This window comes from Micromonospora sp. WMMD1274 (assembly GCF_049179035.1).
Taxonomy (GTDB): Bacteria; Actinomycetota; Actinomycetes; order Mycobacteriales; family Micromonosporaceae; genus Micromonospora; species Micromonospora tulbaghiae.
Genome location: NZ_JBMHMG010000001.1, coordinates 5,596,864 through 5,616,866 on the forward strand (window position 1 = coordinate 5,596,864; position 20,003 = coordinate 5,616,866).

The window sequence follows — 20,003 nt, forward strand, 5'->3', positions numbered from 1 at the left end:
AGCGACCCGAGCCTAGCCCGGATCGGATGTGATGTGCCGCCGGGGGTGAGAGGATTCATCCCGTACGCCGGGAGGGGTCATGGGGTCGTTCAGGGTACGTAGGGCGCTGCTGGTCGCGGTCGCCGCGTGCGCCGCCCCGCTGGTCGGCGCGGTGCCCGCCCAGGCCGCGCCGCGCGCCGCCGAACCGGTGCCGGAACAGCCCCCGGCCGACGTGATCTTCGTGGAGGTCACCCCGGGCACCGTCTCGCCCGGCTACCTCGTCGGCATCCGGGCGAGCTGCCGCAACAACTCGGTTCCGGCGATCGTCACCTCGGACGCGTTCGGCAAGATCCAGGTGCAGCCGCAGCGCGGCCTGCTCACCGCCTCGCCGATGGTGCACGAGCGCACCCGGCCGGGCAACTACCGGGTCAAGCTGGAGTGCCCGGGCGGGGAGACCGCCTCCACCATGCTCCAGGTGGTCAAGCAGGGGCAGCCGACCCGGCAGCCGAGCCACGGGCCCAGTCACCTGCCCAGCCGCGGCCCGGCGACCGGTTTCGGCGGCACCGCCGGCCCCGGGCTCGGTGGCCTGCTGGTGCCCGTCGGGCTGGCGGTGACTGTGGTCGGCGCCGGGCTCGGCGTGGCCGCGTCCCGCCGGCACGCCCGCGGCGCCGCCAGAGGCTGAGGCCGGCGATGGCCGAGCACTTCGTCCCGCCGCCCGCCGGATCACGGCGCTCCGGCCGGCCGTTCCTGGCCCTGCCCCCACCCGCCGCGCCGCCGACCGACGCGGCCCGGCTGTCCAGGGTCGCGCCGCCCGCCGCGTCGCGACCGTGGTACCCGCCGTCGGCCGATCCGCCTGCCCTGCGTCCACGGCCCGCGGGGCCGCCGCCGGTCGAGCCGCCACCGGCGTCGCCGGGCCGGGGGGACCGGGGCCGGGGCTCCTGGTCGAAGCCGCTGGCAGTGGTGCTGGTGCTGGTCGGCGTGTTCGCCACCGGGGCCGGGCTGGGCCGCACGGCCGGGCCGTTCGACTTCGCCGACGCGTCGACCGAGTCGAGCCGGGCGAACGGGTCGGGTGCGGCGGCCCCGGCGAGCGCTGCCGCCCCGGTCCGGAAGCCGGCGAGCCGGCCGGTACGCCTGGCGGTGCCGGCCATCAAGGTCAACGCCCCGGTCACCCCGGTCGGGCAGGCCAAGGACGGCTCGGTGGACGTACCGCCGCTGACCGAGCACGACCAGACCGGCTGGTACGACAGGGGAGCGGTGCCCGGCGACCCGGGCCGGGCGATCATCGTGGGCCACGTCGACACCAAGAGCGGCCCGGCCGTCTTCTACCGGCTGCGCTCGCTCAAGCCCGGCGCGCGGATCCAGGTGACCCGCGCGGACCGCAGCGTGGTGACCTTCAAGGTGGACAGCGTCGAGTACTTCGACAAGTCGAACCTGCCCGCCGCCCGGGTCTACGGCGACTCCGGTCCGGCCGAGCTGCGGCTGATCACCTGCGGCGGCGAGTGGGTCGGCGGCCGTACCGGCTACCAGGACAACGTGATCGTCTTCGCGTCCCTGACGCCCTGACCGCCCCGCCCTGACCGCCCGGCCCGCCCTGAGCGCCCTGAGCGCCCTGAGCGCGTCGATCATGAGGTTAGCGGCGCAGGTTGCCCGTTTCGTCACCGCCAACTCCATGATCGCCGAGCGGAGACCCGGAGCGCGCCGGGGCCGTGGGAGATCTTGGTAGGAAACGGCCCCTATGGGGGCGCGAATCTTCCAAGATCTGCGCGCGCCCCGGCCCTGAGCGCGTCGATCATGAGGTTGGCGGGGACAAAGCGGACGGTGAGTGCCGCCAACTTCATGATCGACCGAAAGAGGAGGAGAGGGGGAGGGGGTCAGGGTTTGGTGGGGACCTGCTGGACCACCTCGAACTCCAGCAGGGTGGCGCCGGTGGCCACGGGCTTGCGGGGTTCGCCGCCCTCGGCGTGCGCGGCCCGGGACGGGCCCTGCGCCCACGCCTGGTACGCCTCCTCGCTCTCCCAGCGCGTGTACACGAAGTAGCGGGTGTCCCCGGCGACCGGGCGCAGCAGCTCGAAGCCGAGGAAGCCGGGGGAGTTCTCCACCGCGCCGGCCCGGGCCGCGAACCGCTTCTCCAGCTCCTCGCCGGCGCCGGACGGGACGTCGATCGCGTTGATCTTCACGACAGCCATGCGTCCACCCTAACGAGCCTCGGACTCAGAACGTCTCGACGGCCGGTGCCAGGTCCGCGTCGACCACGATCGGGGCGTGGTCGGAGGGGCCCTTGCCCTTGCGGGCCTCCCGGTCCACGTACGCGGAGCGGACCGCGCGGGCGAACGACGCGCTGGCGTACACCAGGTCGATCCGCATGCCCTTGTTCTGGTGGAACATCCCGGCCCGGTAGTCCCAGTACGTGAACGGGTGCGGCCCCTTCATCGGCGTCGGCACCACGTCCTCCAGTCCCAGGTCGCGCAGCGCGGCCAGGGCGGCCCGCTCGGCCGGGGTGACGTGCGTGGAGGTGACGAACAGCGCGGGATCCCAGACGTCGGCGTCGGTGGGCGCGACGTTGAAGTCACCGCAGACGGCCACCGGCAGGGGACCGGCCACCTCGGCTTCCAGGGCGTCGCGCAGCGCCGCGAACCAGGCCAGCTTGTACGCGTAGTGCGGGTCGTCCGGCGCGCGGCCGTTCGGCACGTACACCGACCAGACCCGCAGCCCGTCGCAGGTGGCCGAGATGGCGCGGGCCTCGGGCTCGGGAAACCCGGGTTCGCCCGGGAAGCCGACCGCCACGTCGGCCAGCCCGACCCGGGACAGCACCGCGACCCCGTTCCACCGCCCGTCGCTGTGGCTGGCCACCTCGTAGCCCAGCTCGCCCACCTCGGCGACCGGGAACGCCCCGTCGGGGCACTTGGTCTCCTGCAGGCACACGACGTCGGGCTTCGTGGTGGTCAGCCAGTCCAGCAGCCGGGGCAGGCGGGCCTTCACCGAGTTGACGTTCCAGGTCGCCAGGCGCATGCCCCCAGCCTGCCGCATCCCCGCCCGCCCCGCCCGGTCAGCGCTCCGGGGTGTCGCCGGGGCGCGTCTGCTCGGCGAGGAAGCGTTCCAGCTCCGCGCCGAGTTCGTCGGCGGTGGGCAGCGGCCCGGTCTCGCCGGCGAGCAGGTTCTTCTCGCCCCGGCCGCGGGCGAACGCGTCGTACTGCTCCTCCAGCGCCTGGACCAGCGTCGCCGCCTCCTCGGTCTGGGTGACCTGGCGGTCGATCTCCACCCGGACCGCCTCGGCGGCGGTCCGCAGCGTCTCGACGGGCAGCAGCAGGCCGGTGCTGCGGGACACGGCGGACAGCAGCGCCTCGGCGGCGGCCGGGTACTCGGCCTGGGCCACGTAGTGCGGCACGTGCGCGGCGAAGCCGAGGGCGTCGCGCCCCTGCTCGCCGAGGCGGTACTCCAGCAGGTGGCCGACGCCGGCCGGCACCTGCACCTTCTGCAACCACGGCTCGTGTCCGGCGATCAGTTCCTTGCGGGTGGCGTGCGCGGTGACGCCGCTGGGCCGGGTGTGCGGCACCGCCATCGGGATCGAGTTGAGCCCGACGGTGAGCCGGACGTCGAGGCGGGCGCAGAGCCCGGCGACGGCGGCCACGAAACGCTCCCACTGCAGGTCCGGCTCGGGGCCGGTGAGCAGCAGGAACGGGGTCTCGTCGTCGTCGCGCAGCAGGTGCAGCTCCAGCGCCGGGGCGTCGTAGGACTCCCAGTGGTCCTCGACGAACGTCATCACCGGGCGGCGGGAGCGGTAGTCGAAGACCTGGTCCACGTCGAAGCGGGCGATCACCCGGGCGTCGAGCGAGGTGAGCAGCTGTTCCCGGGCGAGCCGGGTGGCGTTGCCGGCGTCGACGAAGCCGGTGAGGGCCTGGATCAGCACCGGCTGGCCGAGCTCGGGCAGCTCGTCGGTGAGTTCGTAGAGCTCGTGTGGATCGAGCACCGGTGGGGTCCTCCCTGTCGACGCGTACGGGGGAGCGCCGAACGTGCGGCCTCCCCGATTCGGCCAACGTACCGGGGCGGGTGGTCCATTCCGTTACGGCACATCCGATGCCCGGATGATGATCACGATTCGGCTACGCCCCGGTCCGGCGACCCATATCCGGATCGTCCGAACGGACGAGTTAGTCGATCATCGGACGGGACCGGGAGGTCTGCGAGGTTCGTGCCCGCGTCGCGACCGGCCGGGGAGCACGGGTGATTGGCCCGCTTCCCGAGGTCTGCCGCGCCCTGCGCCGGGCTGTGGCGCGATGCCCGGGTTGCGGGGGCCAGAGTGTGGCGAGGGCCACCCTTTCGGCCTGGGTGATCCCGGTTTGCCCTGCCTAGCCTCGTCGGATGCGTAACGACGGCAACCTCGACGACCCGTTCGGCTCCGGCCGCCCGGCTGACCGTTCGGACGATACCCCCTCCACCAACCGGTTGACCACACTCCGGGGACTGGTCCGGCGTACCCGCTTCTGGGCACCCACGAACCCCCGGCCCGGCCGGACGAAGCTGGCGGTCGCCACCGGCGCCGCCTGCTGCCTGGGCCTGGTCGGCGTCAGCCAGGCCGGCTTCGGCGCCCCGGACCGCGCCGCCGGCCCGGCGCCCTCGGCTGAGGTCGCCGAGCGCGCGGAGGTCGACGCCGCCTCCCGGGCCATGGCCCGGCCGAGCACCGCCCCCACCACCCCCACCCCCAGCGCCAGCCCGTCCGCGACGGCGAGCCCGAAGGCGACCGCCAAGCCCAAGCCGAAGAAGACCGTCCGGCAGATCGTCCCGGTCGCCGGCCTGGACCGCACCCAGATGAACAACGCGAAGAAGATCGTGCAGGCCGGCAAGGAGTCGGGCATGCCGCGCCGCGCCCTGGTCATCGCGGTGGCGACCGCCATGCAGGAGAGCACCCTGCTCAACTACGCCAGCGGCGTGCTGCCCGAGTCGCAGAGCTACCCGCACCAGGCCATCGGCTGGGACCACGACTCGGTCGGGTTGTTCCAGCAGCGCCCGAGCAGCGGCTGGGGCACCGTCGAGCAGCTCATGGACCCGGAGTACGCGACGAAGGCGTTCCTGTCCGCGCTGGCGGAGATCCCCGGCTGGCAGGACCTGCCGCTCTCGGTCGCGGCCCAGGCGGTGCAGATCTCGGCGTTCCCGGACGCGTACGCCCAGCACGAGTGGCGGGCCGGCGAGGTGGTGGCCGAGATCCTGGGCTGACCCGGACGGGTGGTTGCCGAAGGGCCGATTCGGGTATCAGGGACTTGCCGGTCCCAGGTACACATGAAGGGGACCGCGGGACGGGAGGACCCTCATGTCGCTGATGCAACGGATCACCGCCTTCCTGCGGTCGCCGCGGGGCCAGCAGTTGGTCGACCGCGGTCGGCGTGAGATGTCGAAGCCGGAGAACCAGGCCCGGCTGCGGCAGATCGCGAACCGGCTGCAGTCGCGCCGGCGCTGACCCGCGTCACCCCCGCCGCACGAGCCTCCGGAGCCCTTCGTGACCGACCCCGCCCCCGTCGACGGGGAGCCCAACGCCGTCCCCACCACCCCCGTCCCGCCGGTGGAGGCGCCCGAGGCGCCACCGGCGAAGCTGTGGGACCGGATGCGGGACGACCCGCAGTACGCGCCGGAGCACCTCGCCCTGGAGGCGGTACGCCGGCTCGGCCCGGAGGCCGCGCAGTGGGCCGCCCGGGAGCGGGCGCTACGGCCGGACGCGCCGCCGGAACAGCTGGCCGACCAGGCGGTTCGCAAGTTCGTCAACCACGCCCGGCTCTCCGGCGCGGTGTCCGGCGCGGCCGGGCTGCCCGGCGCGGTGATCGACGTGGGTGTGCTGGCCTGGACCCAGGCCCGGCTGGTGCTGCACGTCGCCGCCGCCTACGGCGCCGACCCGACGCACCCCGACCGGGCGACCGACCTGCTGGTGCTCCAGCGGGTGCACAAGGCCGCCCAGACCGCACGCCTGGCGCTCGGGGTGGCGGCCGGCCGGGAGCGGGCCGGCGCGTTGTTCGGCTCCGCCGGTGACCGGGCGCTGGGCCGGGTGATGCTCCAGCTCGGGGTCCGGCTGGCCCGGATGGCCGGGGTGCGCGCCGCCAAGCGGATGTTCGCCAAGGTCGTGCCGGGTGCCGCGATCGTGCTCGGCACCTGGGCCAACTCGTCGGCGACCAAGGAACTGGCCGACCGCACGCGCGCCCTCTACCGCGCCGCCGGTCCCCGGCAGCTACCCGGCCCGCGTCAGCCCTGACCAGCCGGAGGCGTTCCAGGTCACCTCGGCCAGTCGGCCCTGACCGGCCGCGTTCGGGTGGAACCAGTCGAGCGCGTTGACCTGGTCCAGCGTGAAGCGGTGGCGGTGCACCGCGCCGCCGTCCCAGCGGCAGCGTGACCCGTACGCCCGGCAGGCGGCGCGCAGTTGCCCGTCGTACGCCTCGATCCGGTCCCTGACGCGGGCCCGGCGGGCCACCGCGGCGGGCGCGGTCGACGTGGCGTCGGCCAGCAGTGCCGGGCAGACGCCCCGCGACCAGGCCCGCACGGCGCGGGGCTCGGTGTGCCCGATCTGCCAGAGCCGGTAAAGGTCCGGGATGCCGGCCACCAGCACCCGGGCCTTCGGCCGGCCCTCGCGCAGCACGCCCAGCGCCGCGTCGACCTGGTCGCGGAAGGTCTCCACCGGCGTCATGTCGTCGACGTCACCCCGGCAGGCGTCGTTCGCCCCGATCAGCACGGTGACCAGGTCGGCCTTGTCGCGTACCGCCGAACGGGCCTGGCCGGTCAGCGCGGACGCGCGGGCCCCGGGCACCGCCCGGTTGTACGCCCGCAGCCCCGGCACGTCCGCGCGCAGCCGCCGGTAGAGGCTCTCCACCCGCAGGCCGTCCCCGGTCGACCAGGAGTTGCGTTCGCAGCTCACCAGCACCAGGCAGGAGCCGTAGCCGGTGCTCACCGAGTCGCCGAGCGCGACCAGCACCCGCGGCTCGCCGGGGCGGGGCGTGCCGGACGGCCGGGGCGACGCCTCGCCGGAGCCGTCACAGGCGAGCGCGACGAGCGCCGCCAGGCAGGCCAGCGCGGCGGTCCAGCGTCTCATCGGTCCCCCGTCCGGCGGCGGCAACGGGCGCGTCGACCCTATGCCCCGGCGGAGTTCCGGCGGCAGTTCTGTCGGCTATCGGGCATCGACCACCGTCGTTCACATCTGTGGTGTCGGCGCAGGCCGGCCGTGCAGCCACCGGTGCAGCGCCCGGGTGATCCGGGGCAGCACCAGGTAGGTCATCAGCGGGGTGAGCACGAGCGTCATCAGCAGCGTCCGGCCGGCCAGCGGCACGCCGGCGAGGAACCGGGTGGTCAGCAGCGTGGCGGCCAGGCTGAGCGGGAAGAACGCCAGCCAGATCGTGACCGCCTGCTTCCAGCGCGGCGGCGCGGCCGGTTCCGGCTCGCCGAACGTCTCGACCACGTGGTCCACCGGCGGGTCGAACCAGCCCTCGATGCCGGTGCGCCGCTCCACCCGGGTGTGCTCGACGATGCCCTGCGCCGAGCCGAGCCACCAGCGCCGCTGCGGCGAGTCCTCCCAGCCGCGCAGCGTGTCCGCGTCGGCGAAGCGGTACATCACGTGCCACTCGCCCGAGCCGGGGGCGCTGCGGACGAAACCGGCGCCGAGGAAGCCCGGGAAGCTCTCCGCGAGCGCCGTCCCGGCCCGCATCCACGCCACCACCTCGTCGGTACGCGCCGGATCGGCGCGCCGGGACACGGCGACGGTCACGGGTACGGCCTGCGTCGTGGTCATGCCATCCTCTCCACCGTCCCGCGGGATCTCCGCCGGAACCGGCGCACCGATGTAACGCACCCACCCGCCGGGCGCATCCGGCGCCTGCCCGCCGGGTGTCCCGGATCACCGGCGTTCCCGCGCCGGCCGGTTATCCCCGCCCGTGCCGGGGTAGGCCCCAGGAATGACCCGATCACAGCCCCGTCGCGCCCGTGGCACGGTCGGCCACGCCAACAGTGCCCTGAACCTGCGGCTGGCGCTCGCCACGTTCGGTCTGGTCGTGATGACCGTCTTCGCGGTGCTCGCGTTCGCCGCGGACGTCGCCTGGCTGGGTGTCGTCTGCGCGCTGCTCGCCGTGGTGGCGGTGGTCGACCTGGTCGTGATCCAGCGCCGCCGCGCCGCGCGCCGCCGGGAGGAACCGGGCGTGCGGCACTCGCTGTTCGAGTGACAGGAGTACGAGATGCCCATCGCCACCACAAATCCCGCCACCGGACAGGTGCTCAAGACGTACGAGGCGATGTCGGACGAGCAGATCGACGCCGCGATCGAGCGGGCCGACCTCGCCTTCCGGCAGTTGCGTGAGACCACCATCGCGCAGCGGGCCCGGTGGCTCACCGCCGCCGCCGACCTGCTCGACGCCGAGCGCGACGAGACGGCCCGGCTGATGACCACCGAGATGGGCAAGACGTACGCCGCCGCGAAGGCGGAGGTCACCAAGTGCGCCACCGCCTGCCGCTTCTACGCCGACAACGCACCCCGGATGCTCGCGGACGAGCCCGCCGACGCCGCCGCGGTCAAGGCGAAGCGGGCGTACGTGCGCTACCAGCCGATCGGCCCGGTGCTGGCCGTGATGCCGTGGAACTTCCCGCTGTGGCAGGTGATGCGGTTCGCCGCCCCGGCGCTGATGGCCGGCAACACCGGCCTGCTCAAGCACGCCTCCAACGTGCCGCAGACCGCGCTCTACCTGGAGGACCTGTTCCGCCGGGCCGGTTTCCCGGAGGGCGCGTTCACCACCCTGCTGGTCGGCTCCGACGCGGTCGACCGGATCCTCAGCGACCCCCGCGTCCGCGCCGCGACCTTGACCGGCAGCGAACCGGCAGGCCGGTCCATCGCCCAGATCGCCGGCCGGGAGATCAAGAAGACGGTGCTGGAGCTGGGCGGCAGCGACCCGTTCGTGGTGATGCCCTCGGCCGACCTGGACACCGCCGCCGAGGTCGCCACCACCGCCCGCTGCCAGAACAACGGGCAGTCCTGCATCGCGGCGAAGCGGTTCATCGTGCACACCGACGTCTTCGACGCGTTCGCCGAGAAGTTCGCCGCCCGGATGGCGGCGCTGCGGGTCGGCGACCCGATGGACGACGGCACCGACGTCGGCCCGCTGGCCAGCGAGCGCGGCCGCGACGAGGTGCACGCCCAGGTCACCGACGCGGTGGACCAGGGCGCGACGGTGCTGTGCGGCGGCGAGAAGCCGGCCGGGGACGGCTGGTACTACCCGCCGACCGTGGTCACCGACCTGCGCCCGGAGATGCGGATGTGGAGCGAGGAGGTGTTCGGGCCGGTCGCCGGGCTCTACCGGGTCGGGTCGTACGACGAGGCGATCGAGGTCGCAAACGGCACCAGCTTCGGCCTCGGCTCCAATGCCTGGACCAACGACCCGGCCGAGCAGGAGCGCTTCGCCGTCGACCTGGACGCCGGCAACGTGTTCATCAACGGCATGACCACGTCCTACCCGGAGCTGCCGTTCGGCGGCGTGAAGAACTCCGGGTACGGCCGCGAGCTGTCCGCCGCCGGCATGCGCGAGTTCTGCAACACCAAGACCGTGTGGATCGGCGAGGGCGAGGCCGGCGCGGGCGCGGGCGCGCACTCCGAGTAGACGCGATTGGCCGGACGCCGTCACGGGTAGGAGTGGCGACCATGACGGCGTTCGGCTTCCACGCATCCCACGAGCAGATCCACCCGGCCCGGCTGCTGGAGGCGGTGATCCACGCCGAGCGCGCCGGCTTCGACGCGGCCATGTGCTCCGACCACTTCTCGCCCTGGAGCGAGCGGCAGGGCCAGTCCGGGTTCGCCTGGTCCTGGCTCGGCGCCGCGCTCCAGGCCACGAACCTGTCCTTCGGCGTGGTGAACGCGCCCGGCCAGCGCTACCACCCGGCGATCATCGCGCAGGCCATCGGCACGCTCGGCGCCATGTACCCGGGCCGGTTCTGGGCCGCGCTGGGCACCGGCGAGGCCGCCAACGAGCACATCACCGGCGAGGTCTGGCCACGCAAGGACGTCCGCACCGCCCGGCTGCGCGAGTGCGTCGACGTGATCCGGGCGCTGCTCGCCGGCGAGGAGGTCAGCCACGACGGGCTCGTCACAGTGGACCGGGCGAAGCTGTGGACCCGGCCGGAGGAGCCGCCCGCCCTGGTCGGCGCCGCGGTCAGCATCGCCACCGCCCGCTGGTGCGCCGAATGGGCGGACGGGCTGATCACCGTCAACGCGCCGGTCGAGCACCTGCGGCGGATGATCGACGCCTACCGGGACGCGGGCGGACGCGGCCCGCTGCACCTCCAGGTGCACGTGAGCTGGGCGCCCGAGCAGGAGCAGGCCGAGTCGATCGCGTACGAGCAGTGGCGCAGCAACGTGTTCGCGCCGCCGGTCTGCTGGGACCTGGAGACCCCCGAGCACTTCGACGTGGCGAGCGCCGACGTGCCGATGTCCAAGGTCGCCGAGACCGTGAACGTCTCCGCCGACCTGGGCCGGCACATCGGCTGGCTGGAGGAGTACGTGGCGCTGGGCTTCGACCAGATCGCGCTGCACCACGTCGGGCAGGAGCAGCGCGCCTTCATCGACACGTTCGGCGCCGAGGTGCTGCCGAAGCTGCGCTCCGCCGCCTGATCACACATCGGCCCCTCGACGCCTAGGCTCGTCGTTCGTGGATGCTCTGTTCGAGGTCGTGGTCTTCCTGGCCATCGCGACCTTCGGTGCGGCACTGGCCCGCCGGCTCGGCCTGCTGGCACCGATCCTGCTGGTGGTGCTCGGCCTCGCCCTGTCCTTCCTGCCGTTCTTCCCGCACGTGCGGCTGGACCCGGACCTGGTGCTGGTGGGCATCCTGCCGCCGCTGCTCTACGTGGCGGCGCTGGAGACGTCGGTGCCGGCGTTCCGGCTCAACCTGCGGCCGATCCTGCTGCTCGCCGTCGGGCTGGTCATCTTCACCGCGTTCGTGGTGGGCACCGTCGTGCACTGGTTCCTGCCCGAGCTGCCGTACGCGATCTGCCTGGCACTCGGCGCGGTGGTGGCACCGCCGGACGCGGTCGCCGCCACCGCGGTGGCCCGGCGGGTCGGCCTGCCCCGGCGGGTCGTCACCATCCTGGAGGGCGAGAGCCTGGTCAACGACGCCACCGCGCTGGTGCTGCTGCGGGTGGCGATCGTCGCCGCGACCGCCACCACCGGCGGCGTCGGCGTCGGCGAGGTGGCCCGGGAGGTGGTCGTCGCGGCCGGCGGCGGCATCCTGGTCGGCCTGCTGGGCGTGGTGGTCTTCGGCTACCTGCACAAGCGCATCACCGACCCGGTGCTGGACAACGCGCTGTCGCTGATCGTGCCGTTCGCCGTGGTCTTCGCCGCCGAGGAGATCCACGCATCCGGCGTGGTCGCCGTGGTGGTGACCGGCCTCGGCATCGGCCACAAGCTGCCCACGCTGCTGTCGGCCGCCTCCCGGCTCCAGGTGACCGCGTTCTGGCGGCTGATCCGGTTCCTGCTCGAAGGACTGGTGTTCCTGCTGGTCGGCCTGCAACTGCCGGAGGTGGTCCGCGACCTCGACGAGCCGTTCGGCTCGCTGGTGGCGATCACCGCGGCGGTGCTGGCCGCCGTCTTCCTGGCCCGGTTCGTCTGGGTGTTCCCGGCCACCTACGTGGCGCGGCTCGTGCCCCGGGTCCGGCAGCGCGACCCGGCGCCGCCGGTGCAGTTCCCCGTCGTCATCGGCTGGGCCGGCATGCGGGGCGTGGTGACGCTGGCCGCCGCGCTGGGCCTGCCGCTCACCCTCGCCGGCGACACGCCGTACCCGCGCGGGCTGCTCATCTGGCTGGCCTTCGCGGTGATCGTCGCGACGCTGGTCGGGCAGGGCGCCACGCTGCCCTGGCTGGCCCGGCGGCTGCGGCTGCCCCCGGACGACCCGGTGCAGGACGCGCTGTCCGCCGCCGGGGTGCAGCAGCGGGCCAGCCGGGCGGCCCGGGAACGGCTCGACGAGCTGGCCGCCGGCGCGCCGGAGGCGGTGGTGGAACGCCTGCGCGGGTTGACCACCTCCCGGGCCAACCTGGCCTGGGAGCGGCTCGGCGGCACCGAACGGGAAACCCCCTCCCAGGCGTACGCGCGCCTGCGGCAGGAGATGATCGACGCCGAGCGGGAGGTGTTCCGGGCCGCCCGCGACTCCGGGCAGATCCCGGAGGAGGCGCTCACCCGCGCCTATCGTGATCTGGATCTGGAGGAGTCCATGCTGCGACAGGAGGCCGTCGAATGAGTTGCCAGCACCTTGCCGGGGCGGGCACGGCCGAACCGGACACCACGACCGAGTGCCCCGACTGCGCGGCCATCGGCAACCCGGACTGGGTGCACCTGCGCGCCTGCCTGACCTGCGGGCACGTGGGCTGCTGCGACTCCTCGCCGTACCAGCACGCCACGAAGCACTTCGAGTCCGCGGGGCACCCGGTGATGCGGTCGATCCAGCCGGGGGAGTCGTGGCGCTGGTGCTTCGTGGACGAGGAGATCGGCTGACTCAGCCGACCCGGCGCTCCAGCACCTGCCCGGTCCACGTCGGACGGCCCGGCCGCTCCACCGTGAACGGCTCGGTGGCGGTGAACCCGCAGCTCTCGTAGAACCGCACGAGCGCCCGGTCCGGGCTGCGGAAGCAGTCCACCCGCAGCAGGCCGACGCCGCGTTCGCGGGCCAGCTCCGCCGCGTACGCCAGCAGCCGCGTCCCGACCCCGCGTCCCGCGTACGCCCGGTCGGTGACCAGCAGGTTCACGTACAGCTCCGGTTCGGTGGCCGGCGGCACGTACTCGGTCGCCGCGCCCACCACCAGCGCGCCCACCACAGTCGCGTCGATCTCGGCGAGGTGCAGCCCGTCCCCGGCGGCCCACGCGTCGGCCTGGGCGATGCGGCGCGGGTCGATCGACGCCGGCTCGGTGCCCCACTGCTCGGTACGCCCGCGTTCGGCCAGCCAGGCGGTGGCGCTGTCGAGCAGCCGCAGCAGCGTGGGGGCGTCGCCGGGTCCACCCGGGCGGATGGTGATGCTCTGCTGGTCGGTCATCCCGCCATGCTGCTACACCGGGCTCAGCCGGGCACCCCGGCGGGTCGTGCCTCCGGCACCGGCCGGTCCGCGATCGCCCGGCGGGCCAGCGCCGGGGCGGCCAGCCCGGCGGCGGCGAAGATCCCGCCGAGCACCAGCCAGCCGACCGGACCGCCGCCGAGCACCAGCAGCGTGAGCAGGCCCCGGCCGAGCGCCTGGGCCAGCCCGGCGACCAGGCCGTCCGCGCCCTGGTAGGCGCCGATCGCATCCGGCGGGGCCAGGTCGTAGGCGAGGCCCGCTCCGGCCGCGCCGTGCCACAGGTCGCCCACCGTCCACACCGCGGTCGCGCCGAGCAGCAGGACGACCGCCGGGAGCACCGGCAGGACGCCGGTCACGGCGTACAGCGGTGTCGCCGCCGCGAGCACCAGCCCGGCCCGGCGCAGCTTCCGGGCGGCCGGCGCGGCACGCTCCGCGCCCCGGCTCAGCCGCACCGCGAGCAGGACGGTGAGGACCGTGTTGGCGAGCAGCACCGCCGACACCACAGGCGGTGGCGCGCCGGCCCGGTCCACCGTCCACAGCGGCACGACGAGCACGAGCACCGTCACGTGCGTGCTCAGCACCGCCGACGCGCCGCTCACCGCGAGGAACCGTCCGTCCCGCAGCGGGCCGCCGCGCCGCAGCGTGCCCGGCGTGCGTCGCGTGCCGGCGGCGGCCGGTTGCGGCGGCAGGCGCAGCAGCAGCGCCGCCGAGAGCAGGTAGGTGGCCGCGTTGCCCACCACGAGCACCTGGTACGCCCGGTGCGTGTCCACGGCGAGCGCGATCCCGGCCAGCGCGGTACCGACGGTGATGCCCAGGTTCGCCACCGCGCGCAGCGTGGCGAAGGCGTGCACCCGGCCGTCCGGGCCGCCCACCCCGGCGACGAGCGCCGCCCGTACCGCCAGGTTGCCGGCCGCGAGCAGCGCCTCCGGCACCGCCACCGCCAGGAACGCCGGGAACGAGCCGACCATCAGGTACGCCAGCGCGACGACCGCCTGGCCCACCTGGAGGACGGCCCGGAGCGTACGCGGATCCCACCTGTCGGCCAGCCCGCCCAGCGGCACGCTCGCGCTCAGCCCGACCAGCCCGGCGACTGTCAGCCCGGCACCCACCGAGGTGGCGGAGAGTCCCACGTCCCGGGTCAGGTAGAGCGCTCCGCCCGCCAGCCACAGCCCCGCGCCGACCGTGTTGACCAGCGTGGCGTACGCGAGGGTGCGTAGCGGCCCGGGCGGCGGGAGCGGCGAGACGCGTCCCATCAGCGGGGTTCGTCCGGCGCCATGCGGTCGACGCTAGACGCGGGCCGGGCGTGGCGGTGCCCCGGAACCGGCGACGCCCGTCACAGGATGCCTCAGGGAGCCGCCACCTCGGTGAGGCGTTCCGTCGCCAGGCAGGAGATGAGACAGCGCTCCTTGGCGTCGCCGAGCAGCCGTGCGGTCCAGTCGGTGAAACCGCCGTCACCGATTTCCCTCTCGCCGTCGCGGACCGTGACCCGCAGCGCCGCACCTCGGTAGTAGCCGCGGCCGCGTTGCCGCTCGGGCTCGTCATGCAGTGGAACCGGGCCGGCACCGAGCATCGGACGGACCGTGTCGGCGAGCCGGTCGCCGACGATCCCGTCCAGAGCCGTGACGTGCAGCCGAGGTGTTGCCGCCGGAACCAGGTCGGCCAGCACCGCACGCCAGAAGGCGAGATGCCGGACGAGCATCCGGGCCTCGGTGCGTCCCGATCCGGTGTCCCGCGCGGTGGAAACGAGCGCGCAGAGCCGGAAGTGGGCCGAGGCGCCAGGACCGAAGTCCTGCGCCCGCAGCACTCTGTGCATCGCGGCCAGGTGCACCTCGTCGGCCTGCCTGCGGCGCGCCGCAGCTTCCACCGCCAGAGCGTTCGTCGGGTCGCTGACCACCTCCGTGCCGCGCATCGTAGAGACGATGCGGTGCTGGCTGACCGATGCGACGGCGGCGCAGGTGCCGAGTGGCGCCACCGGCGACAACTCCACCCCGGCCACGTCCGGCGGCAACAACGACCAGATCCGCCCCTCCACCCGGGACAGCGCACGGGGGTCGGCCGCGGACGGCCGGACGAACCGGTCCTCACGCCAGCGCCGCAACAGCTGCGCCGGACGGACGGCCTCGGCGCGGTCACGGGCGACGCCGAGAAGCAGCGTTCGCAGGTCCGCCGACGGGAGCGCAGCGAGCGCGTCACGGCTACCGGCTGGCATTGCCGCCCAAACCCTACGTTCCGCGTCGCCGCCCACGAGGGTCACGGTCGCGCACCCGCCGACGTGAGTCCACCCGATTCTCCGGGCAGCCGGACGAGTTGCGGAGAGCGCTCGCGCCGGCCTGGCTGCGCGATGGCGGCCGGCAGTTCCCGCCCGAACGAAGGGTGAGCTTCCGAGCGGTATGACTCTGAGGCATAAATATGACCAGGAGTCATACCGCCGGATGGACACCTCTTCTGTTCCGGGGCGACACGCCGCTCCCGGGAGGGCGCGTTAACCGGTCGACCGGGGGCGCCCGCCGTGCCACGATCGCGCGGTGCCCGCCTCCGTGACCGCCCTGCTGCGCCGGCAGTTCGACCTGACCTGGGCGCTCGCCGAGTACCACCTCGACCGGCTGGAGCCGGCGGACTTCCTCTGGGAGCCGGGGAGACTCTGCTGGACCATGCGTCCCGGCCCGGACGGCGGGTGGCGGCCCGACTGGGCCGACACCGAGCCGGATCCGGTGCCGGTGCCCACTATCGCCTGGCTGACCTGGCACGTCGGCTGGTGGTGGTCGGTCGCGACCGACCACGTGCGGCAGCGGCCGGCGCGGGAACGCGACGACATCCGGTGGCCCGGGCCGGGCGCGGACACGGTCGCCTGGCTGCGAGGGCTGCGGGCGGAGTGGACCGACGCGCTGGACGGGCTGACCGAGGCCGACCTGGACCGGCCGTCCGCGTACCCCTGGCCCGCCGACGCGGGGTTCACCGTCGCGGACCTGGCCGCTTGGGTGAACGCCGAGCTGATGAAGAACGTGGCCGAGATCGGGCAGCTCCGGTTGCTGCGGGCGGCGGGGCGGCCGGACTGAGCGGGGGCGTGCTCAGTGCGCGCCGCCGAGGTTGAGCACCACCACCCCGGCGATGACCAGTCCCGCCCCGACCACCTTCGTCACGCTCAGCGGCTCGCCCAGGAACGCCGCGCCGATCGCCATGATGGCGGCGGTGCCGAGGCCGGACCAGACCGCGTACGCGACGCCGACCGGGATGTCCTTCACGGCCAGCGAGAGCAGCCCGAACGCGGACAGGTACGCCACGGCGAGGCCGAGCGTGGGCCAGAGCCGGGTGAAGCCGTCGGTGGCCTTGAGCAGACTGGTGCCGATCACCTCGGCGGTGATCGCGCCGAGCAGGAACAGGTACGCCATCGCAGGACCGTACCCGGTCCTGCGATGGCGCCCGGTCAGCTCGGTCAGGAGACCGTGCAGGCCTTTCCGTTCAGGGTGACCAGCCCCGGATCCGGGTTCGGGAAACGGGACGCGGTGCCGTTGAAGCCGAACGTGGTGCTGGCGCCGGGCGCCAGCTTCGCGTTCCACGACAGGTTCTTCGCGGTGACAGTGGCTCCGCTCTGGCCGAGCTGCGCCGACCAGGCCTGGCTCACCTTCTGGTCGCCGAGGAAGGCCCACCGCAGGTTCCAGCCGTTCACCGCCGTCGTGCCGGCGTTGCGCACCGTCACCTGGGTGGTGAAGCCGGACGGCCAGCTCCCGTGCGTGGTGTAGGTGACCGCGCAGGACGGCGCCGGCACCGCGCCGGCGTCACCCTGGTCGGCCAGGAACGACGCGAGCCAGGCCAGCGCCGAGTTCCAGTTGATCGCCACCTCGTTCGTCGCGTACGAGTTGATGTCGTCGACGTAGCAGAACATCGGCGCGCACCCGGCGAGCAGGTTCGCGGCGAACGGGTCCTGGAGCGCGGCGTTCGGACCACCGGCGAGCGAGCCGGCCGGCGGGCGCGGCAGGTCCGGGTTCAGCTGGTGGCCGAAGATCCGGCTGTGCTGGTTGCGGGCGTGCTGCTCGCCCCACCCGGTCACGTACGACATGTTCAGCGCGTTGCGGCCGAACAGGTAGTCGGCGGCCTGCACCGCGCCGTCCCGGTACTTCGCGTCCCGGCTCAGGTCGAACGCGGTGGCCAGCACGATCGCGTTGTTCACCAGGTTGCTGTTGCTGCCCCAGACGTACGCGTCGGCGCTGCCCGGGAACGGCAGCCCGTACGCCTGGCCGGCGATCGTGGCCAGGTAGCTGTCGGCGGCGGCGGTGATGGACTCGCGGATGCGGGTCTTCTCCGCGGCCGGCAGCGTGTTCGGCACGGTGGCCAGGTCCAGGCGGCCCAGCGCGGCGACGCTCTGCCAGCCGAACGCGCCGCTCGGGGCGAACACGTCGGCGGTGTGCAGCGGCGAACCGGTGACGTCGGCCAGGTACGCCTTGTCGCCGGTGGTCAGCCACAGCTCGGCGGCGGCCCAGTAGAACTCGTCGCTGACGTTGGTGTCGTCGTACGCGCCGCCGCCGGTGCTGTCGCTGGCCAGGGCGTAGATCGCCGGGTTCGCCTTGGCCGCCGCGTAGGCGGTCTTCGCGGCGGTGCCGCAGCGCGCGGCGAACGCGGCGTCGTACGGGGCGTACAGCCGCTGGCACTGCGCCGCGACGGCGGCCAGGTTCAGCGTGGCGGCGGTGGACGGCGCGTGCAGCTCGCGCGGCTGCGGGTCGTCCTGGGGTGAGAGGGGCAGGCCGGTCCAGTTCCGGTCGTGGATCTTGTGGTGGACCATTCCGGCCAGCGGCTTGCCCGCCGGCACCTGCATGCGCAGCAGGAACTCCAGCTCCCAGCGGGCCTCGTCGAGCACGTCCGGCACGTCGTTGCCGCGCTCGGGCAGCCGCAGCGTGGAGTCGCCCAGGGCGGCGCCGCCGCCGGCGGTCTCGGCGGTCTTGGTCCGCTCGAAGGTGCTCAGCAGCTGGTAGGTGGCGATGCCGCCGTTGACCACGTACTTGCCGTGGTCACCGGCGTCGTACCAGCCGCCGCGCACGTCCAGCGAGTAGTCGCAGACGCCGGGCTGGCACGGCACGTCGGTGTCGCCCTGGTTGGGCTCGACGCCCAGGTGGCCGGCCGGGCGGGCGTACTCCTCGCCGATCAGGTCGCCGTCGATGGCGATGCCGCTGCGCTGGGCGTAGAAGAACTGCAGCGAGTCGGCGCGCAGCCGGTCGTAGAGCGAGCCGGAGATGTCGAACGGGTGGCTGGTCTCGCCGTCCACGGTCAGCGTGTAGCCGGTGCCCGGCTTGCGGTAGGCGGAGAAGTCGACGGTCTGCACGTTCTGCGCCGAGGCGGCGTCGGTGCCGCGCGGCGTGGTCTGCCCGCTGGCGACCACCGCGCCGGCCCCCGACTTGAGCTGCCACGGCAGCGCGTCGGTGGCCTCGGTGACCACAGTCGCGTGCTTCGGCCCGCCGGGCAGGTAGCCGACCTGGTTGACCCGGACCCGGGGACCGGTGTCCGGCTCGTACGGCGGCGCCGGCTCCCCGCCGCGCAGCGACACGTTGTCCAGGCAGAACGTCTGCGCCTGGGCGCTGCCGCCGACCTGGAAGATCAGCTGGGCGGTGGGGTTGTCCGCCGGGGAGGTGAACGTGGTGGTGACGCGCTGGGCGGTGCCGGTGGCTGTGGCGTCGACGCTCGCGTACGTGGTGTAGGGGGCGCTGCCGAGCTGGAGCACCGCCTTGACGGCCGCGCCGGGGGTCGCGGAGACGTCGAAGGACAACTCGTACTCGGCGCCCTGGGTCAGCGGCACCGCGTCCTGGCCGATGCCGGCGTCCCACGGGTTGGCGGTGCCCGCCGCGACGGAGGTGCAGAGGCGGCCGTCGACGACCGCGAGGTCGCCGGTGCCGTACGAGAACCAGGGTGAGACACCGGCGCTGAAGTCGCCGTTGCGGAGTTGTTCGGGGGCGTCCGGCGGCACCTCGGCGCTCGCCGGGCCGGCGGTGAGGCCGGTGAGCGCCAGCGTGGTGGCCGCGAGTGCGGCGAGCCGACGACGGGATCGGGTCACGGAGGTTCCTTCCGTGCTCGGGGGTGGTGGGGGAGACCGGGAGCTGGGAGCGCTCCCAATATCAGCCCGATGTTTCCATCGCGTTCCGCCGCTGTCAATCGATCCGGCCCGATGAGCGCCGCGCGCCCGCGCGCGGTTCGATTCGGCGCGCCACGTACGATGTCAGTGATCTCCTAGAGACATCCGAGCCCTCGACCTGGCAGGCTGCGACCCATGACCCTGAAGCTTCGTTCCGTCGGAGCGAGCGACCGTGGGCTGATCCGCAGCGGTAACCAGGACGCTCAGCACGCGGGCGCCTGGCTGGTCGCGGTCGCCGACGGCATGGGCGGCATGGCGGCCGGCGACCTGGCCAGCCGCATCGCCATCGACGCGGTCGCCCCGCTGGACGTGGAGACGCCGGAGGACGCGCTCGTCGCCGCGCTCCAGGGCGGGATCGAGCTGGCCACCGCGCGGATCCGCCAGGCCGTCGAGGAGGACCCGGAACGCCAGGGCATGGGTACCACGCTCACCGCGCTGCTGTTCGCCCGTACCGGCAGCTGCCTCGCGCTGGCGCACGTCGGCGACTCCCGGGCCTACCTCTACCGCGAGGGCGTGCTCAAGCAGGTCACCCGCGACGACACGTTCGTGCAGATGCTCGTCGACCAGGGCGTCATCACCGCCGAGCAGGCCAGCAGCCACCCACGCCGAGCGGTGGTGACCCAGGCGTTGCAGGGCGACGAGGTCTCCCCGTCGTACGCCACGATGGTGCCCCGGGCCGGTGACCGCTGGCTGCTGTGCAGCGACGGCCTCTCCAACGTGGTCCGCGCGGACACGCTCACCGAGGTGCTCAGCGAGCAGCCGGGACGCGACGCCTGCGCGGCCCGGCTGATCGACCTGGCGCTGCGGGCCGGCGGCCCGGACAACATCACCGTCGTGATCGCCGACGTCGTCGAGGAGTAGCC

Annotated in this window: 22 protein-coding genes; 12 read left to right on the top strand and 10 right to left on the bottom strand. The window is 73.9% G+C overall.

Annotation, left to right across the window (positions count from 1 at the left end; translation table 11 throughout):
- The first annotated feature begins 79 nt into the window (after nt 1–79).
- Nucleotides 80–661 (top strand): hypothetical protein, encoded by a 582-nt coding sequence (locus ACN27D_RS26480; RefSeq protein ID WP_120570644.1) that lies wholly within the window; start codon nt 80–82, stop codon nt 659–661.
- Nucleotides 662–930: 269 nt separating this feature from the next.
- On the top strand, nt 931–1,542 hold the full coding sequence (locus ACN27D_RS26485; RefSeq protein WP_421501201.1) for a class F sortase: 612 nt from the start codon (nt 931–933) through the stop codon (nt 1,540–1,542).
- Between the two features lie 308 nt (nt 1,543–1,850).
- On the opposite strand, the gene ACN27D_RS26490 is transcribed toward ACN27D_RS26485, so the two are convergent.
- Genes ACN27D_RS26490 through ACN27D_RS26500 form a run of 3 tightly spaced genes read right to left on the bottom strand, consistent with a single transcriptional unit; the run spans nt 1,851 to nt 3,946 of the window.
- Nucleotides 1,851–2,165, bottom strand: a complete 315-nt coding sequence (locus ACN27D_RS26490) for an antibiotic biosynthesis monooxygenase family protein (protein WP_421500271.1) — start codon at nt 2,163–2,165, stop codon at nt 1,851–1,853.
- A 25-nt stretch (nt 2,166–2,190) separates the two neighbouring features.
- Nucleotides 2,191–2,988: an exodeoxyribonuclease III gene (locus tag ACN27D_RS26495; RefSeq protein ID WP_421500272.1), complete on the bottom strand. Its 798-nt coding sequence runs from the start codon at nt 2,986–2,988 to the stop codon at nt 2,191–2,193.
- Between the two features lie 37 nt (nt 2,989–3,025).
- The gene (locus ACN27D_RS26500) at nt 3,026–3,946 is read right to left on the bottom strand and encodes a proteasome assembly chaperone family protein (protein ID WP_120570641.1); all 921 of its coding nucleotides are present in this window, start codon (nt 3,944–3,946) and stop codon (nt 3,026–3,028) included.
- 392 nt (nt 3,947–4,338) lie between these two features.
- On the opposite strand from ACN27D_RS26500, the gene ACN27D_RS26505 reads away from it, so the two are divergent.
- From ACN27D_RS26505 to ACN27D_RS26515, 3 genes are all read left to right on the top strand, one after another.
- Nucleotides 4,339–5,190 carry a peptidase M23 gene (locus ACN27D_RS26505; protein WP_421500273.1) on the top strand — a complete coding sequence of 284 codons (852 nt, stop codon included), beginning with the start codon at nt 4,339–4,341 and terminating at the stop codon, nt 5,188–5,190.
- A 94-nt stretch (nt 5,191–5,284) separates the two neighbouring features.
- A complete protein-coding gene (locus tag ACN27D_RS26510; protein WP_013285352.1) occupies nt 5,285–5,431 on the top strand; it encodes a hypothetical protein in 147 nt (48 codons plus the stop codon).
- A 39-nt stretch (nt 5,432–5,470) separates the two neighbouring features.
- The gene (locus ACN27D_RS26515) at nt 5,471–6,214 is read left to right on the top strand and encodes an EcsC family protein (protein ID WP_358192457.1); all 744 of its coding nucleotides are present in this window, start codon (nt 5,471–5,473) and stop codon (nt 6,212–6,214) included.
- On the opposite strand, the gene ACN27D_RS26520 is transcribed toward ACN27D_RS26515, so the two are convergent.
- Entirely contained in the window at nt 6,191–7,045 is an 855-nt protein-coding gene (locus tag ACN27D_RS26520; RefSeq protein ID WP_421500274.1) for a GDSL-type esterase/lipase family protein, read from the bottom strand. The two genes, ACN27D_RS26515 and ACN27D_RS26520, sit on opposite strands and share 24 nt — an antisense overlap.
- Nucleotides 7,046–7,144: 99 nt before the next feature.
- Nucleotides 7,145–7,738 carry an antibiotic biosynthesis monooxygenase gene (locus ACN27D_RS26525; protein WP_357795857.1) on the bottom strand — a complete coding sequence of 198 codons (594 nt, stop codon included), beginning with the start codon at nt 7,736–7,738 and terminating at the stop codon, nt 7,145–7,147.
- A gap of 163 nt (nt 7,739–7,901) precedes the next feature.
- Between ACN27D_RS26525 and ACN27D_RS26530 the strand changes: the two genes are divergently transcribed.
- The 5 genes from ACN27D_RS26530 to ACN27D_RS26550 are packed head-to-tail and all read left to right on the top strand — an operon-like array spanning nt 7,902 to nt 12,469.
- Nucleotides 7,902–8,165, top strand: a complete 264-nt coding sequence (locus ACN27D_RS26530; protein WP_120570636.1) for a DUF6343 family protein — start codon at nt 7,902–7,904, stop codon at nt 8,163–8,165.
- 12 nt (nt 8,166–8,177) lie between these two features.
- A complete protein-coding gene (locus ACN27D_RS26535; RefSeq protein ID WP_421500275.1) occupies nt 8,178–9,590 on the top strand; it encodes an NADP-dependent succinic semialdehyde dehydrogenase in 1,413 nt (470 codons plus the stop codon).
- Nucleotides 9,591–9,622: 32 nt separating this feature from the next.
- The gene (locus ACN27D_RS26540; RefSeq protein WP_421500276.1) at nt 9,623–10,597 is read left to right on the top strand and encodes a TIGR03885 family FMN-dependent LLM class oxidoreductase; all 975 of its coding nucleotides are present in this window, start codon (nt 9,623–9,625) and stop codon (nt 10,595–10,597) included.
- 37 nt (nt 10,598–10,634) lie between these two features.
- Entirely contained in the window at nt 10,635–12,215 is a 1,581-nt protein-coding gene (locus ACN27D_RS26545) for a Na+/H+ antiporter (protein ID WP_121684310.1), read from the top strand.
- Complete coding sequence (locus ACN27D_RS26550) at nt 12,212–12,469, top strand: UBP-type zinc finger domain-containing protein (RefSeq protein ID WP_421500277.1); 258 nt, start codon at nt 12,212–12,214, stop codon at nt 12,467–12,469. The genes ACN27D_RS26545 and ACN27D_RS26550 overlap by 4 nt, the downstream gene beginning before the upstream one ends.
- Before the next feature lies 1 nt (nt 12,470).
- Here ACN27D_RS26550 and ACN27D_RS26555 read toward each other — a convergent pair whose 3' ends face one another.
- The 3 genes from ACN27D_RS26555 to ACN27D_RS26565 all read right to left on the bottom strand — a co-directional run bounded on the left by ACN27D_RS26555 (nt 12,471) and on the right by ACN27D_RS26565 (nt 15,231).
- A complete protein-coding gene (locus ACN27D_RS26555; protein WP_357141289.1) occupies nt 12,471–13,004 on the bottom strand; it encodes a GNAT family N-acetyltransferase in 534 nt (177 codons plus the stop codon).
- A 23-nt stretch (nt 13,005–13,027) separates the two neighbouring features.
- Nucleotides 13,028–14,275 (bottom strand): MFS transporter, encoded by a 1,248-nt coding sequence (locus ACN27D_RS26560; RefSeq protein WP_421500278.1) that lies wholly within the window; start codon nt 14,273–14,275, stop codon nt 13,028–13,030.
- A 92-nt stretch (nt 14,276–14,367) separates the two neighbouring features.
- A complete protein-coding gene (locus ACN27D_RS26565) occupies nt 14,368–15,231 on the bottom strand; it encodes a hypothetical protein (protein WP_357141292.1) in 864 nt (287 codons plus the stop codon).
- Nucleotides 15,232–15,547: 316 nt separating this feature from the next.
- Here ACN27D_RS26565 and ACN27D_RS26570 point away from each other — a divergent pair, with 316 nt between their 5' ends.
- Nucleotides 15,548–16,078, top strand: a complete 531-nt coding sequence (locus ACN27D_RS26570) for a DinB family protein (RefSeq protein ID WP_421500279.1) — start codon at nt 15,548–15,550, stop codon at nt 16,076–16,078.
- 12 nt (nt 16,079–16,090) lie between these two features.
- Here ACN27D_RS26570 and ACN27D_RS26575 read toward each other — a convergent pair whose 3' ends face one another.
- The gene (locus tag ACN27D_RS26575) at nt 16,091–16,411 is read right to left on the bottom strand and encodes a DMT family transporter (RefSeq protein WP_120570628.1); all 321 of its coding nucleotides are present in this window, start codon (nt 16,409–16,411) and stop codon (nt 16,091–16,093) included.
- Nucleotides 16,412–16,455: 44 nt separating this feature from the next.
- Nucleotides 16,456–19,062: a glycoside hydrolase family 9 protein gene (locus tag ACN27D_RS26580; protein ID WP_421500280.1), complete on the bottom strand. Its 2,607-nt coding sequence runs from the start codon at nt 19,060–19,062 to the stop codon at nt 16,456–16,458.
- 213 nt (nt 19,063–19,275) lie between these two features.
- On the opposite strand from ACN27D_RS26580, the gene ACN27D_RS26585 reads away from it, so the two are divergent.
- Nucleotides 19,276–20,001, top strand: a complete 726-nt coding sequence (locus tag ACN27D_RS26585) for a PP2C family protein-serine/threonine phosphatase (RefSeq protein WP_120570626.1) — start codon at nt 19,276–19,278, stop codon at nt 19,999–20,001.
- Nucleotides 20,002–20,003 lie beyond the last annotated feature (2 nt).

Excerpts from the sequence above, each read along its gene's own strand:
- ACN27D_RS26490 (WP_421500271.1), bottom strand. The coding sequence starts at position 2,165 with ATGGCTGTCGTGAAGATCAACGCGATCGACGTCCCGTCCGGCGCCGGC.
- ACN27D_RS26505 (WP_421500273.1), top strand. The coding sequence starts at position 4,339 with ATGCGTAACGACGGCAACCTCGACGACCCGTTCGGCTCCGGCCGCCCG.
- ACN27D_RS26550 (WP_421500277.1), top strand. The coding sequence starts at position 12,212 with ATGAGTTGCCAGCACCTTGCCGGGGCGGGCACGGCCGAACCGGACACC.
- ACN27D_RS26480 (WP_120570644.1), top strand. The coding sequence starts at position 80 with ATGGGGTCGTTCAGGGTACGTAGGGCGCTGCTGGTCGCGGTCGCCGCG.
- ACN27D_RS26555 (WP_357141289.1), bottom strand. The coding sequence starts at position 13,004 with ATGACCGACCAGCAGAGCATCACCATCCGCCCGGGTGGACCCGGCGAC.
- ACN27D_RS26530 (WP_120570636.1), top strand. The coding sequence starts at position 7,902 with ATGACCCGATCACAGCCCCGTCGCGCCCGTGGCACGGTCGGCCACGCC.
- ACN27D_RS26565 (WP_357141292.1), bottom strand. The coding sequence starts at position 15,231 with ATGCCAGCCGGTAGCCGTGACGCGCTCGCTGCGCTCCCGTCGGCGGAC.
- ACN27D_RS26535 (WP_421500275.1), top strand. The coding sequence starts at position 8,178 with ATGCCCATCGCCACCACAAATCCCGCCACCGGACAGGTGCTCAAGACG.
- ACN27D_RS26520 (WP_421500274.1), bottom strand. The coding sequence starts at position 7,045 with ATGAGACGCTGGACCGCCGCGCTGGCCTGCCTGGCGGCGCTCGTCGCG.
- ACN27D_RS26585 (WP_120570626.1), top strand. The coding sequence starts at position 19,276 with ATGACCCTGAAGCTTCGTTCCGTCGGAGCGAGCGACCGTGGGCTGATC.
- ACN27D_RS26575 (WP_120570628.1), bottom strand. The coding sequence starts at position 16,411 with ATGGCGTACCTGTTCCTGCTCGGCGCGATCACCGCCGAGGTGATCGGC.
- ACN27D_RS26495 (WP_421500272.1), bottom strand. The coding sequence starts at position 2,988 with ATGCGCCTGGCGACCTGGAACGTCAACTCGGTGAAGGCCCGCCTGCCC.
- ACN27D_RS26560 (WP_421500278.1), bottom strand. The coding sequence starts at position 14,275 with ATGGGACGCGTCTCGCCGCTCCCGCCGCCCGGGCCGCTACGCACCCTC.
- ACN27D_RS26525 (WP_357795857.1), bottom strand. The coding sequence starts at position 7,738 with ATGACCACGACGCAGGCCGTACCCGTGACCGTCGCCGTGTCCCGGCGC.
- ACN27D_RS26510 (WP_013285352.1), top strand. The coding sequence starts at position 5,285 with ATGTCGCTGATGCAACGGATCACCGCCTTCCTGCGGTCGCCGCGGGGC.